Source organism: Ornithinimicrobium sp. F0845, assembly GCF_023015765.1.
In the GTDB taxonomy this organism is placed as follows: Bacteria; Actinomycetota; Actinomycetes; order Actinomycetales; family Dermatophilaceae; genus Ornithinicoccus.
The window spans coordinates 322139-335842 of the sequence record NZ_JALKAL010000002.1; the positions used below are offsets into that span (position 1 = coordinate 322139).

At 71.2% G+C, this 13704-nt stretch carries 15 protein-coding genes; 7 read left to right on the top strand and 8 right to left on the bottom strand.

Annotated features, from left to right (window positions below):
* Positions 1-25: 25 nt before the first annotated feature.
* The 3 genes from MWU75_RS04765 to MWU75_RS04775 all read right to left on the bottom strand — a co-directional run bounded on the left by MWU75_RS04765 (position 26) and on the right by MWU75_RS04775 (position 2426).
* A complete protein-coding gene (locus MWU75_RS04765; protein ID WP_247088569.1) occupies positions 26-412 on the bottom strand; it encodes a hypothetical protein in 387 nt (128 codons plus the stop codon).
* A gap of 81 nt (positions 413-493) precedes the next feature.
* On the bottom strand, positions 494-1510 hold the full coding sequence (locus MWU75_RS04770) for a DNA topoisomerase IB (protein ID WP_247088571.1): 1017 nt from the start codon (positions 1508-1510) through the stop codon (positions 494-496).
* A gap of 13 nt (positions 1511-1523) precedes the next feature.
* Complete coding sequence (locus MWU75_RS04775; protein ID WP_247088573.1) at positions 1524-2426, bottom strand: SDR family oxidoreductase; 903 nt, start codon at positions 2424-2426, stop codon at positions 1524-1526.
* Positions 2427-2555: 129 nt separating this feature from the next.
* Here MWU75_RS04775 and MWU75_RS04780 point away from each other — a divergent pair, with 129 nt between their 5' ends.
* From MWU75_RS04780 to MWU75_RS04790, 3 genes are all read left to right on the top strand, one after another.
* The gene (locus tag MWU75_RS04780; protein ID WP_247088575.1) at positions 2556-3605 is read left to right on the top strand and encodes a MerR family transcriptional regulator; all 1050 of its coding nucleotides are present in this window, start codon (positions 2556-2558) and stop codon (positions 3603-3605) included.
* Positions 3602-3973: a hypothetical protein gene (locus MWU75_RS04785; protein ID WP_247088576.1), complete on the top strand. Its 372-nt coding sequence runs from the start codon at positions 3602-3604 to the stop codon at positions 3971-3973. Before MWU75_RS04780 ends, MWU75_RS04785 begins: the two co-directional genes overlap by 4 nt.
* Before the next feature lie 104 nt (positions 3974-4077).
* Positions 4078-4818, top strand: a complete 741-nt coding sequence (locus MWU75_RS04790; protein WP_247088577.1) for a GNAT family N-acetyltransferase — start codon at positions 4078-4080, stop codon at positions 4816-4818.
* Here MWU75_RS04790 and thrS read toward each other — a convergent pair.
* Complete coding sequence (gene thrS / locus MWU75_RS04795; RefSeq protein WP_247088578.1) at positions 4782-6014, bottom strand: threonine--tRNA ligase; 1233 nt, start codon at positions 6012-6014, stop codon at positions 4782-4784. The genes MWU75_RS04790 and thrS overlap by 37 nt on opposite strands.
* Before the next feature lie 266 nt (positions 6015-6280).
* The gene (locus tag MWU75_RS04800) at positions 6281-7084 is read right to left on the bottom strand and encodes a GNAT family N-acetyltransferase (RefSeq protein ID WP_247088579.1); all 804 of its coding nucleotides are present in this window, start codon (positions 7082-7084) and stop codon (positions 6281-6283) included.
* Between the two features lie 142 nt (positions 7085-7226).
* On the opposite strand from MWU75_RS04800, the gene MWU75_RS04805 reads away from it, so the two are divergent.
* Both MWU75_RS04805 and MWU75_RS04810 read left to right on the top strand, forming a co-directional pair.
* Positions 7227-7826, top strand: a complete 600-nt coding sequence (locus MWU75_RS04805; protein WP_247088580.1) for a carboxymuconolactone decarboxylase family protein — start codon at positions 7227-7229, stop codon at positions 7824-7826.
* Entirely contained in the window at positions 7823-8707 is an 885-nt protein-coding gene (locus tag MWU75_RS04810; protein ID WP_247088581.1) for an RNA polymerase sigma-70 factor, read from the top strand. The genes MWU75_RS04805 and MWU75_RS04810 overlap by 4 nt, the downstream gene beginning before the upstream one ends.
* A gap of 53 nt (positions 8708-8760) precedes the next feature.
* Here the strand turns inward: MWU75_RS04810 and miaB are convergent, their stop codons facing one another.
* Together miaB and MWU75_RS04820 are read right to left on the bottom strand one after the other, a co-directional pair.
* Positions 8761-10284 carry a tRNA (N6-isopentenyl adenosine(37)-C2)-methylthiotransferase MiaB gene (gene miaB, locus MWU75_RS04815; protein ID WP_247088583.1) on the bottom strand — a complete coding sequence of 508 codons (1524 nt, stop codon included), beginning with the start codon at positions 10282-10284 and terminating at the stop codon, positions 8761-8763.
* Positions 10285-10341: 57 nt separating this feature from the next.
* Entirely contained in the window at positions 10342-10950 is a 609-nt protein-coding gene (locus tag MWU75_RS04820; RefSeq protein WP_247088584.1) for a methyltransferase domain-containing protein, read from the bottom strand.
* Positions 10951-11007: 57 nt separating this feature from the next.
* On the opposite strand from MWU75_RS04820, the gene MWU75_RS04825 reads away from it, so the two are divergent.
* A complete protein-coding gene (locus MWU75_RS04825) occupies positions 11008-11505 on the top strand; it encodes a DUF5709 domain-containing protein (protein WP_247088586.1) in 498 nt (165 codons plus the stop codon).
* A 72-nt stretch (positions 11506-11577) separates the two neighbouring features.
* Here MWU75_RS04825 and MWU75_RS04830 read toward each other — a convergent pair whose 3' ends face one another.
* The gene (locus MWU75_RS04830) at positions 11578-12015 is read right to left on the bottom strand and encodes a pyridoxamine 5'-phosphate oxidase family protein (protein WP_247088588.1); all 438 of its coding nucleotides are present in this window, start codon (positions 12013-12015) and stop codon (positions 11578-11580) included.
* 97 nt (positions 12016-12112) lie between these two features.
* Between MWU75_RS04830 and MWU75_RS04835 the strand changes: the two genes are divergently transcribed.
* The gene (locus MWU75_RS04835; protein WP_247088590.1) at positions 12113-13690 is read left to right on the top strand and encodes an AMP-binding protein; all 1578 of its coding nucleotides are present in this window, start codon (positions 12113-12115) and stop codon (positions 13688-13690) included.
* The last annotated feature ends 14 nt before the right edge of the window (positions 13691-13704 follow it).

Here is a 13704-nt window from a genome sequence, read left to right on the forward strand (position 1 = left end):
CGGTCGCGGACGCCTGGGTCCAGAGCTAGTCGAGACGACCCATCAGGAAGGTCGACGCGATCGTGGCCACGGCACCCACGAGCACCGCTCCGGCCAGCCAGGGTGAGGCGAACTGGAACATCGCGATCCCCAGGGGCACGAGCAGGAAGTTGAACGCGATCGCCGGCGCCTGGGCCCGTGGGTGGCGGTGCCAGAGCCCGACCGTGGCATAACCCAGCCCGACGACAAAGACCACCATCGTCAGCACCGACGTGAGCACGATCATCGGGTCGCTGCCCTCGCCGAGGATGAGCTCGACCAGGTAGAAGAGCGCGAACCCGGCGATCGCCAGCACCTCAAGACCGAGGAGTGCGGCGGCGACCCGGCCGAGCAGCAGTTCCCGGTCGGTGGGCGGTGCGGTAGGTGCCGGCATGGGCGCAAGGGTAATGCTGATGCACCTGCCTCGCCGCGTCGCCCGTCCGGACTGGTGAGAGGACTCGCAGGAACCCGCCCTTCAGCTGGTGGCCAGCAGGCGGATGACGGCGCGCTCCAGCTTGGCGCGCACGCGCGGGCGGTCCAGGTTGTCTGACCCGACACGGTCGATGGCCGCCCCGATGGTCCGCCCCTTCTCCTGGGCGGTCACCACGCGCGGGTCGACGTAGGACCCGCGCGCCACGGCCGGGGTGTTGCCCAGGTCGTCGGCGACCCGGCTCATCACCTCGCGCAGGATGCGGCGCCGCTCGGTGTCGCTGGCCGACTCCTGCGCTCCCGCGAGGTAGAGGGCGGCGCGCACGGTGGCCTGCCAGGTGCGCAGGTCCTTGACCGAGCACTCCTCCCCCGCGAGCTCCTTGAAGCGTGCGTTGATGTCCTCCGCGTGCACCTCACGCCAGTCCCCGCCCGCGGCCGGTCGGTAGCAGAACAGCCGGTCCGAGCCGGTGCGGGCCCGCCGGAGGGCCTTGACCAGCTCTGACAGGTCCTTGTCGTGCAGGGTGACGTCTCGCTCGAGACCACCCTTGGCCACGAAGGTGAACCTGACCGCCTGCTTGCGCACCGCCACGTGGCTGCGCAGCAGGGTGGCGACGCCGTGGGTCTCGTGCTCCTCGGCATACTCCTCGCCGCCGGTGCGGAACGCGCCGCTGTCCAGCATCCGCAGCGCCCCGGCCAGCACCCGGTCGGAGGTGAGCCCGTCGGCACGCAGGTCCTTGGTGATCTGGGCCCGCACCTTGGGCAGGCGGCGGGCCATCGCCACGACACGGTCGTGCTTGGCGTCGGCCTGCTGCTGCGACCACTGGGAGTGGTAGAGGTACTGCCGCCGGCCAGCGTCGTCGGTGCCGATCGCCTGGATGTGCCCCAGCTCGTCCGGGCAGATCCAGACGTCCTGCCACGCGGGCGGGATCACCAGCTTCTCAACCCGCTCCCGGTCCGCAGCGCTGATCCTGCGTCCCGTGGGTCCGGTATAGCTGAAACCCCGGCCACGCCGGCGCCGGGTGATGCCAGGGGCATCGGGGTCGGCGCGTCGCAGCCGGGGCACCGTCCTGGCCGCTCTAGAAGACGGGTTTTCCGCCGGTCACGCCCAGCACCGTCCCCGAGACATAGCTCGCGTCCTTGGGCGAGGCCAGGAAGACGAAGGCTGGGGCGACCTCGGAGGGCTGCCCGGCCCGACCCAGCGGGGTGTCCGCGCCGAAGCTCTCGATGCTCTCCGCGGGCTTGGTGGCCGGCTGCAGGGGCGTCCAGATCGGGCCGGGGGCCACCGCATTGACGCGGATCCCGCGCTTCCCCACCTCGGAGGCCAGGTTGACGGTGAAGTTGTTGATCGCCGCCTTGGTCGCCGCGTAGTCCAGCAGGGTCGGTGACGGCTCGTAGGCCTGGATCGAGCTGACGTTGATGATGCTCGCCCCCTTGCCCAGGTGCGGCAGCGCCGCCCTGGTCAGCCAGAGCAGGGCATAGAGGTTGGTCTTGAAGGTGCGGTCGATGCGTTCGGAGCTCATCTCCTCCAGGCCGTCGTCCCGGGCCCCCTGGACCCCCGCGTTGTTGACCAGGATGTCCAGCCCGCCGAGCTCCCTGACCGCGGCGTCGATCACCTCCTGGCAGACCTGCTCCTGGGTGATGTCACCAGGACACAGCACGGCGGTGCGGCCGGCCTTGCGGACCCACTCGGCGGTGTCCTCGGCGTCCTCCTGCTCCTCCTCCATGTAGGACAGGACCACGTCTGCGCCCTCCCGGGCGAAGGCGATGGCGACGGCCCGGCCGATCCCGGAGTCGCCACCGGTGACCACCGCCCGGAGCCCCTCGAGCTTGCCGTTGCCCTCGTAGGTGTCCTCGCCGTGGTCGGGCACCGGGTCCATCGCTGTCGTGCTGCCCGGGAGCTCCTGCCGCTGCGCGGGGAAGCCACCCTTCTCGGCCGTGGGCATCTGCGCCGCCTGCTGGGCCACGGGTGCTTCGGTCATGATCCTGCCCTCCTCGTGCCGGGTCGGTCGGTTCGCTGTCCACGCTAGGTGCGGCGTCCTGGTCGCGCACGCCCGGAGCACCCCTGTCCCGCTTGACTCTCCACCAGGGTGAGGGCTCACAGTGGTCGAGTGACCGACGACCACCGCCTCCTGCCCATCGGCGAGCTCTCCCGCGCCAGCGGCCTGACCGTGAGCGCCCTGCGGTTCTACGACCGTCAGGGGGTGCTGACGCCCGCCGCCGTCGATCCGGCGACCGGCTACCGCCGCTACTCCCCCGCGCACGTGCACGACGCGCGCCTGATCGCGGGGATGCGCAGGATCGGGTTGCCCCTGGCCGAGATGACCGCGGTGCAGGAGTCGCTGCCGGACACGGCCGCCGCCGAGGACCTGCTCACCGCCCACCTGCGCCGGCTCGAGGACGGTCTGTCCGACGCTCGGCGCGAGGTGGCCCGGCTGACCGGGCTGCTGGCCGGCCCGCGCCACGCGCCGGTCGAGATCCGCGTCGGGGCGGCCGCGCTGGCAAGGGCTCTCGACGGCGTCCGGTATGCCGCGTCCTCCGACCCCGACTACCCGATGCTCTGCGCGGTCCTGCTCGAGCCGCACCCCGACGGCGTTCGGCTGGTGGCCACGGACCGCTACCGCCTGGCGGTCGCCGAGGTCGAGGGCGCCCCGGGCGGTCACGACGAGGGCAGTATGTCGCTGCTCCCGACCGCGCTGGCCGACCAGGTCCGCAGGGCACTCTGGGAGACGCCACGGACGACCGGGGAAGAACGCACGGTGCACGTGACCCTGCGGATCTCCCCCGCGCGGTTCTCGGCGACCCTCCCCGGCGGCGCCGTGGTCGACGGAGACTGCCTGGACTTGGACTTCCCCGACTACCGCAGGTTGCTGCACGACCCGGGCTCCACCCGGGTGACGTCCACGCAGGTCCCGGTGGCCGACATACTGGCTGGTCTGTCCGGACGTGCGGAGCGGCACGTGCACCTGGACCGCACGGGGGTGACCGACGCGACGGGCCTGCTGCTCGACCGTGCCTTCCTCTGGGAGGCGGCCAGCACGCTCGGGGAGGGGTATGCCGTGCTGCCGGCGGAGGGCGAGATCGCCCCGCTGGCGCTGCGCGACCTCGACGGCCAGCTCGTGTCCCTCCTCATGCCGGTCCAGCCGGACGTCGCACCGTGAGCGTCCTGCTGCACGTCTGCCGCACCTGCCGGCACCGTGAGGTGTCCCACCAGGGCGGGGACCGCGGCTACTCCGCCTGCCCCTGCTGCCGCGGTGCGGGCGACATCGACCCCGAGCCGCTGCTGGTCCCCACGTGGGCGTTCCCACGCTGGGAGGCCGAGCCGCTCTACCGGCCGGGGAGCCAGTGGAACGCCGGGACCACCCACCGGCTCGAGCTCTGCGCCTGCGCCCGCTGCTTCGAGCGCTATCGCCTGGGAGACGACACCGGACTTGCCGACGCGTCTTCGAGCGCCCAAGCGTTCCTCGGGCCGACTGCAACCGGCTCGATGAACAGCGAGGCGCTCGAAGACGGGTCCGAGACCCGCTGACCCCCCCTTTGTTGGCTGACCACCACCCTTGTGGAGCGGTTTCGTCCGCCCAAGACAGTCAAACCTGTTGGCCACTGCACCCGCTCCTGCCAGGCTGGGTCGGGATGAGAGTTGTCACCTGGGGTGCTCCGCCGCACGAGGCCCGCGCCGTCCGCCGCCCCGACGGTCAGTGGTCCCTGCGGCTGCCGGAGGATCCTGCGACATGGGCCAGCCTGGTCGCCACGCTGCCCGACGGTGTCGCCCCGGCGCTGCTCTCCCTCGACGAGGGGCCTGCTGGTGCACTCCTGTCGGGACTGGGCTTCGAGGCGCACCGCACCGAGCAGTTGTGGGAGGTCCCGGTCGGTGGTCTGCGCAGCACTATCCGGAGCGCCCACCACGACCTGGTGCCGGTCACGGAGTGCGACCTGGCCAGGGTCACGGCGCTGGACAACGCCATCCGAGCCCAGATCCCCGGCACGGGGGCGTGGTGGGGCACGGTGACCGAGCTGCGGGACTCCCTGGACGACGACGAGTTCGACCCCGAGCTCTACCTCGTCGCAGTGGACGGCGGCACCGGTTCCTACGACGGGTTGATCCGGGTGTGGAACCGCCGGCCTCTGCCGAGGCTCGGCTGCGTCGGCGTGCGACCGGAGTGGCGCCGGACCCGACTCGGACCAGCGCTGCTGGGAGCCGCGGCGACGACGCTGGCTCAGCGTGGCGTGACCCACGTGGTGACCGAGACCGACGTGACCAATCGTGACTCGCATCCGCTCGCTGCCCGCCACGGGGCGGTGCCGCGCGGCCGGACGGTGGAGTGGGTCCTCCGCGCTCATCCGGGCCAGGCGGGAGCCGACAGCCTGGACTGATGCGCCTCGCGCAACAGGCTCACCAGCGCCTCGACGCCGACCCGGCGCTGGACCCGGTGGCCGACGTCGTTGACCTGGACCGCCCCGCGGGCCTGCTCCTCCGGGCCGATCACGGCGAACAGGGCGTCCCGCCTGATGCGGGAGGCACGGATCCGCCCACCCAGGGTCCCCTCGTGGTCGACCCGCACGCGCAGGCCGGCAACCCTCGCCCGATCCGCCAGGTCGCGGGCGGCCCCGTCCTGGCCCGGGCCGAGCGGCAGGACGGCGAGCTGGACCGGGGCCAGCCAGAACGGCAGCCGTCCCTGGTGGTGCTCCAGCAGCGCGGCGACGACCCGCTCCATCGACCCGACGGTGCCACGGTGGATCATCACGACACGCACCTGGCTCCCGTCGCTGGTGGCATAGGTCAGGTCGAAGCGCTCGGGCAGGGTGAAGTCGAGCTGGACGGTGGCGATGGTCTCCTCGTGGCCTCGCCCGTCACGGACCTGCAGGTCGAGCTTGGGGCCGTAGAACGCGGCCTCGCCAACGCCGATCTCCAGCGCGAGGCCCTCGCTCAACACCTCCTCGGCCGCACCACGCAGCGCCCGCTCCGCGGCGGCCCACTGCTCGGCCCCGCCCAGCCAGCCCGGACCGTCGTCCCGCACGGAGAGCCGCACGTAGTCGATGTCGAGCCCCAGGGTGCGCTGGGCACGGATGGCCGACCGCAGGGCCCGGGACACCTCCTCGGCCACCTGGTCCGGACGACAGAAGACGTGGGTGTCGTCAAGGTTGATCTGCCGCACCCTGCTCAGCCCGGACAGCACACCGGAGCGCTCGGCCCGGAACATCGGCGCCAGCTCGTTGAGCCGGAGCGGGAGCTCGCGGTAGGACCGCTGGGTGCTGGCATAGATGAGCGCATGGTGCGGACAGTTCGCCGGCCGCAGCACGAGCCCGTCCTCCCCCACGTCCATCACGGGGAACATGTCGTCGGCGAACTTCGCCAGGTGCCCGGAGCGCTCGAACAGCTCCGGTTTGGCCAGCACCGGGCTGTGCACGTCGACGCACCCGTCCGCGTGCGCGATGTCCTTGGCCAGGCGGTGCAGCTCGTCGCGGATCGCGGCACCGTTCGGGAGCCAGAGCGGCAGCCCGGACCCGATCATCGGATCGGTGGCGAAGATCTGCAGGTCTGCGTTGAGGTCACGGTGATCGAGGTTCACGGTCAGCTCCTTCGGGGAGGGGAGCCGCTTCGGGAGACATAAAAGCCCCGGAGCGTGCTCCGGGGCTTGTGTAACGGTGACAGCGGTCAGGCCATCGCGGCGCCGGAGGGATCCGGCGTCGTGGTGACCTGGGGCATCTGATGCACAGTTCGACGGTAGCACCGCGAGCCAGCCGCCCACCAGGCAAAGTTGCCCGGGCGGCGACGATCACGACGTCCCGCGCCTCGGGCAGCGACGATGACGACGTCCCGCGCCTCGGGCAGCGATCACGACGTCCCGCGCCCAGACCGCTCCTCCGGTGAGCGCCGGACCGGCACGAAGTCCCGGGTGTGGAAGTGGTGGTGGGTCGTGTAGCCCAGTGAGCGGTAGAGCCCGATCGCAGCGAGGTTGTCGCTGAACACGCCGAGGGTGCAGACACCGTGCTGTCGCAGCGCCGCCCTGGTCAGGTCGACCGTGAGCAACCGGCCGAGGCCACGCCCGCGTTGATCCTGGTGGACGACCAGACCCGAGAGGTGGGGCAGCCCGGTGTCCAGCTCGTGCAGCGCTCCGATGGCCAGCAGGTCTCCCTGTGCGTCGACGACCGTGCGCCACCGCAGACTGAAGCCGTGCCCCGGAAAGCCCTCGAAGCCGTCGTTGTGAGTCGTGCCGAAGGCCTGCAGACGTTCCGCGTCCGTGGCGTCGTCGAGGGTCACCAGATCCAGACCCTCGGGCAGCGGGAGCGGCGACGGGGCCGTCCTCGTGCTGAGGAAGTCCCAACGGCCCGCCCCGGTGGGCTCGAACCCGGCGGGCAGGCGCAGGTCCCGCCCCTCAGCGGTGGAGAACCACTCGAGCGGGAAGTCCGGTGCGGTCTCCAGCAGCGCCGCCAGGGCCGTGGACTCGGCGTCATCCGGCGCCCCCGGACGGACCACGGCGAGACCGCCCCAGTGGCCCGTGGGGCGCCACCGGTGCATCGCGGCCCACCCGTGCTCTCCCACCACCCCGACGGTCACCGGACCGCACGTCATCCTCACGTACGGGTCGTCCCCGGAGATCCGCACCAGCTCCGCGTGGCCGACCTCGCGCCAGGTCACGATCGATCGCCTCCCTGCCGGCACCTCGCCATCGAGCGACGCTAACACCACCCTGGCAGGACGAGTTGTGGCCGGCTTGTCACAGCAGGACCCCGCGCGGCGTCCCATGGGTATCCGACGAGAACCCACAGGAGGAAACGACATGAGCACCACGAGGATCCCGCCGGCAGAGGTCACGGGCATGTTCGGACGTTTTGTCAAGATCATGACCCAGCGGATGTTCGGCACGACGCCGGAATCCATCGGCGTGATGTGGCACCACAAGCAGGTCTTCAAGGACGGGATGGGCTTCGGCCGCAAGGTCGAGGCCTGGGACAAGCTGGACCCCAACCTGGCGACCTACGCCTCGATGGCAGCCTCAGCCGCGGTCGGCTGCAGCTTCTGCCTCGACCTGGGCTACTACATGTCCCACCACAAGGGGCTGGACGAGGTCAAGGCGCGCGAGGTGCCGCAGTGGCGTGAGTCCACCGTGTTCACCCCGCTCGAGCGGCGGGTCATGGAGTATGCCGAGGCCATGTGCACGGCCCCGGTCACCGTCACCGACGAGCTGGCCGCGGCGCTCCTGGACGACCTCGGGCCGGCGGGACTGGTCGAGCTGACCGCTCGGGCCGGGTTCGCGAACTACAGCGCCCGCAGCAACATCGCCCTGGGGATCCGCTCGGAGGAGTTCGCCGAGGCCTGCGGCCTGCCCCCGCTGTCCGGACGCCCCGCCGAGGCGACCCCGGTACCGTCCAGCGCATGAGCGCTGACACCAGCGTCGACCCGTTCGCCGACCACCGCAACCTGCTCTTCACCGTCGCCTATGAGCTGCTCGGCTCTGCCGCCGACGCCGAGGACGTCGTGCAGGACGCCTGGCTGAAGTGGGACGCGGTCGACCAGGAGGAGGTCCACAACCCGCGCGCCTACCTGGTGCGGATCGTCACCCGGACGGCGCTGGACCACCTCCGGTCAGTCAGCCGCAGACGCGAGGAGTATGTCGGGCCGTGGCTGCCCGAGCCGCTGGTCACCACCCGCGACGTCGCGGAGGATGTCGAGCTCGCCGAGAGCGTCTCGATGGCCATGCTCCTCGTGCTCGAGACGCTCTCTCCGACCGAACGGGCGGTCTTCGTGCTGCGTGAGGTGTTCGGCCTGGAGTATGACGAGCTCGCCGTCGCAGTGGACAAGAGCCAGGACGCGGTGCGCCAGATCGCGCACAGGGCACGCTCGCACGTCACCTCGCGCCGACCCCGCGCCGACGTCTCCCGCGCCGAGGCGGAGGACGCCGTCGTGGCCTTCCGCCGCGCGCTGGAGACCGGGGACCTGCAGGCTCTGGCCGACACCCTCGCTCCCGACGTCGTCGCGCTCGCCGACGGCGGCGGCATCAAGCAGGCCCTGCCGCAACCGGTCCAGGGAGCGGACAAGGTGGCCAAGCTCTACCTTGCCGGGCTGACCCGGTTCGGCGACCGGCTCACCTTCGAGACGTTGGAGCTCAACGGGTGGCCGGCGCTCCTCGCCCGGCTCGACGGCGAGGTCGACAGCGTGCTGGCCTTCGCCGTGCTGGACGGCCGGATCACCGGGCTCTACGGGGTCCGCAACCCCGAGAAGCTGTCCAGGCTCACCGGGGAGACTTCGCTCAGCCGGTGAGCGTCCGGATCAGGAGACTGCGCGGGGAGCGTCAGGAGACCGCGCGGGGAGCGTCAGGAGACCGCGCATGGAGCGGAGGCGATCTGCGGCGTCGCGGGCTTCCCGATGCCGGGGATCCCGAGGCTGACGGCGGGACGACCCGAGCCGGGCTTGTCCTGCAGTGCCTCCCAGGCGTCGCCGCCCCGGGTGCGGCGCACGGCATACTGCCCGCCCTGGACACCGGAGTCGGCGACCAGGTGGTGGGGCGCGCCGTAGGTGACCGCCACGGTCACCATGTCGCCGGGGCGAGGCACCTCGGCACCCTCCGGCACGGCGAAGTGGACGAGCCGGTTGTCGCGGGCACGACCGGACAGACGCTGGGTCTCGGCGTCCTTGCGGCCCTCGCCCGGCGCGACGAGGACCTCGACCTCGCGACCCTCGATCTCACGGTTGCCGGCCCAGGAGACCTCCTCCTGCACCGCGATCAGCCGGTCGAACCGGTCCTGCACAACGGCCTTGGGCACCTGTCCGTCCATCTCGGCGGCGGGGGTCCCGGGGCGGATGGAGTACTGGAAGGTGAAGGCCGAGGAGAAGCGAGAGGCGCGGACCATCCGCAGGGTCTCCTGGAAGTCCTCCTCGGTCTCGCCGGGGAAGCCGATGATCAGGTCGGTCGTGATGGCAGCGTCCGGGACCTGCTCCCGCACCCGGTCCAGGATGCCCAGGAACCTGGTGCTGCGGTAGGAGCGCCGCATGTCCTTGAGGACCTTGTCCGAGCCGGACTGCAGCGGCATGTGCAGGCTGGGCATGACGTTCGGCGTCTGCGCCATGGCGGTGATCACGTCGTCGGTGAACGCCGCCGGGTGCGGGCTGGTGAAGCGGACCCGCTCCAGGCCCTCGATCTCACCGCAGGCGCGCAGCAGCTTGCCGAACGCGAGCCGGTCGCCGAACTCCACCCCGTAGGTGTTGACGTTCTGCCCGAGCAGGGTCACCTCGACGACACCCTGGGCGACCAGGGCCTTGATCTCGGCGAGCACCTCGCCCGGGCGACGGTCCTTCTCCTTGCCGCGCAGGCTGGGGACGATGCAGAAGGTGCAGGTGTTGTTGCAGCCGACCGAGATGGACACCCAGGCTGAGTATGCCGAGTCACGCCGGGTGGGCAGGGTCGAGGGGAAGGTCTCGAGGGACTCGAGGATCTCGACCTCCGCCTCCTTGTTGTGCCGGGCCCGGTCCAGCAGGGCCGGCAGCGACCCGATGTTGTGGGTGCCGAAGACGACGTCCACCCAGGGTGCCTTCTCCACGATGGTGCTGCGGTCCTTCTGCGCCAGGCACCCGCCGACGGCGATCTGCATGTCGGGGTTCCTGAGCTTGGCGGGGCGCAGCTGCCCCAGGTTGCCGTAGAGCTTGTTGGCGGCGTTCTCCCGCACGGCGCAGGTGTTGAAGACGACGACGTCGGCGACGTCGGGGCGCTGCTCGGCGGGCAGGCTCTCCAGCTCGACATAGCCGGCGGTCTCCAGCAGGCCGGAGAGGCGCTCGGAGTCGTGCACGTTCATCTGGCACCCGTGGGTGCGCACGTCGTAGGTCTTCACAGCGGTGTCCATGGCACTGAACAGGGTAACCGGGAAGCCGCTCGGATCAGGCCCCGGCGACGACGACCATCACGAGCGCATCGCCGTCGCCAGGAATACCTGGTAGGACGCGCCCTCCTTGAAGATCGTGGTGCAGTCCTCGACGCGGACCTCAGCGAAACCCGCAGCGCGCAGCGCCTCGCTCAAGTCTGTGCGGTCGAAGCCGTGGTGCCCGTCGAAGTCATGCTGGTGGAAGGAGCCGTCCTCCCGGTCGAGGTCGGCGATGCACAGGTGCCCGCCCGGGCGCAGCAGGGCCGCGAACCCGCTCAGGACGGTCGGCAGGTCACGGACGTGGTGCAGCACCAGCGCGGTGACCACGAGGTCGAACTGCTCGTCCGGGACGGGGTGGCGCTCCAGGTCGAGGTTCCACACGACTGCGTCAGGGAGGAGCCCCGCGGCGATCTTCTCCTCGATGACCTGCCGCATCCCCGCCGAGTTGTCCGCCAGCACCACCTGGCCCACGCGGTCGCGGAGAGCCTGGGTCACCAGCCCCGTGCCCGCGCCATACTCCAGCAGCCTGGTCCCAGGAGCCAGGGGCACGGACTCGGCGACCGCCGCCCCGATCTCCTGCGCCCTGCTGACCTTGGCCGGGTCCTTGTCCCAGTCGGCGGCCTTGCTGTCGAAGTGCTCTGTGCCCATGGAAGGCAGACTGCCATGCCCGGGTCTAGGCTCGTCAGGAACGGAAGGAGTGACCGCATGAGTGATCAGCCCAATCGGGAGAACCTCGACGGTGAGTACGGCACCTACAGCCTGGACGACGAGGACCAGCTCCAGCCGGAAGACACCCTGGTCGGTGACCGCGACCCGCTCGACGTCGGCTACCAGACGCCCGACCGGCTGCACGGCTCCCTCGCCTTCGGCACGACGGCCGAGGAGCAGCAGTCGGAGGAGACGATCGACCAGCGCATCATGCAGGAGGTGCCGGACCCGCACTCCGCCTACGGCGCCCCGGACAACGAGAGCGGCCTGGACGCCGACCCGCGGGTCGGCGGCGACGACCCGGACTCGATCGATGCGGAGCGGGACTGGTATGGCGAGTCCAGCGAGCGTGCGGATCGCCTCGTGGCCCCGGACGAGGGTCAGGGCCAGGACACCGAGAAGGACATGGTCGCTCGGTCCACCGGCAACCCGGATGGCTCTCCGGAGGGGTCCGCGATGCACTACGTCTCTGACGACGAGGACCTCGAGGACTGACGCCTCGCTGGGCCCGATGGTCGGCCGGGGCCGGTGGTCCATCGGTCCCGGTTGGTCAGCCGGGCCTGGTGGTCAGCCGGACCCGCCGGACCGCTCCCCGGACCACCCGCTGAGCGCCACGACGCGCAGGACCAGCAGGTGCGAGAACGGCCGGTCGTGATACTGCACGTAGCTGGCGGCGAGCAGTTCCTCAAGCCTCTGTGTGACCCTGTCGGGGGGATCTGACTCCCGGTGCAGGGAGGCCCTCACCCACCACAGGGCGGACCAGTCCGCCGGGTCCCAGTGCTCGATGAGCAGCGTGGCGCGCGGGTCGGCTTGCAGGTTGCGCTCACGCTGCAGGGTCGTGCCGGTCTTGGGCTTCACCCGGTCGACGGGGATCCCGACCAGATCCTCGTCCACGGCGTAGATCACCGGCACGGCGTCCACACCGCGCTCGGGGTGCACGGTGGCGAGGACCCCGTGGTCGTGGGTGACCAGGAGCGCACGGGCCCTCTCAGGTGTGATCCGCATTACACTACGATGCCGCCATGTCCGTGACCGTGCACCTTCTCCTGACGATCGTCACGCCGCTGATGAAAGTCAGCCTCGGCGCTCGCGGCGCGGGCCGATGAACGTCGCGACGTGGCTGGACCGCAACGCCCGCCAGCTCCCCGACCACGCGGCGATCGCCGACGGGGCGCGGGTCCACGCGACCTGGCGTGACTGGGCCGCCCGCTCGGCTGCGCTGTCCACCGGGCTGCGCGAGCTGCTGGGCCTGTCGACCGGCGACCGGGTCGCGATCATCATGCGCAACCGGCCGGAGTATCTGGAGGCGCAGTTCGCGATCTGGCGGGCAGGGCTGGTGGCGGTGCCGGTCAACGCGCGTCTCCACCGGGACGAGATCGCCTTCGTGCTCAGCCACAGCGGGACATCGGTGGTGGTGGCCGACGAGGAGCACGCCGAGGACATCTCCTCCCTGGTCGGGGAGGTCCCCTCGCTCCGCACCGTGGTCGTCGCCCCCGGCGAGGACTGGCAGCGGCTGCTGGCCTCCGCCGCTGGCCCGCTCGTCGACCGCGCACCCGGCGACGCGGCCTGGCTGTTCTACACCAGCGGCACGACGGGCCGGCCCAAAGGGGCCACACTCACCTTCCGCAACCTGCTGATGGCCTCGCTGAGCTACTTCGCCGACGTCGACAGCGTGACCCCGCGGGACAGCATCCTGCAGTCCGCGCCCCTGTCGCACGGCGCCGGCCTGTACGGGCTGCCCCACGTCGCCAAGGGCGCGACCAGCGTCATCCCGATCTCCGGTGGTGTCGACGGTGAGGAGATCGCGTGGCTGCTTGACAGGTGGTCCGGGATGTCCCTCTTCGCGGCGCCCACCATGGTGCGCCGCCTGGCCACCGACCCCCACGTGGTCAACGCGAACCTGGATCATGCGCGCACGATCATCTACGGCGGCGCGCCGATGTACCTCGCCGACCTGCAGTACGCCCTGGACGTGATCGGCCCCAAGTTCGCGCAGATCTACGGGCAGGGCGAGGCGCCCATGACCATCACCGGGCTGTCCAAGGCCGACCACGCCGCCCGGGACCATCCCCGCTTCGAGCAGCACCTGCAGAGCGTCGGTGTGCCCCGCACCGACGTGGAGGTCCGCGTGGTGGACGAGCAGGACGTCGACGTGCCGGTCGGCGAGCTCGGGGAGGTGCTGGTCCGGGGCGAGGTGGTGATGCCCGGCTACTGGGAGGAGCCGGAAGCGACCGCGGAGACGCTGCGGGGCGGCTGGCTGCACACCGGCGACATCGGCGCCTTCGACGAGGACGGCTACCTGACCCTGCACGACCGGTCCAAGGACCTGGTGATCAGCGGGGGCATGAACATCTATCCCCGCGAGGTGGAGGAGGCGCTGCTGCACCACCCTGCGGTGGAGGCGGTCGCCGTCACGGGCCGCCCGGACGCGGAGTGGGGGGAGGCGCTGGTCGCCTTCGTCGTCCCCAGCGACGGGACCAAGCCACCCAGCCCGGCGGAGCTCGACGCAGCGTGCCTGGACCGCCTCGCCCGCTACAAGCGGCCCAAGGAGTACCGCTTCCTCGACGCCCTGCCCACCAACAACTACGGCAAGGTCGTCAAGCGCGAGCTTCGCGACCAGCTGCAGGCTGAGGCCCACACCGGGTCGGCCCCAGGCACTACGCAGGAGCCGCCCGTCTAGTCCGCACCACCCGT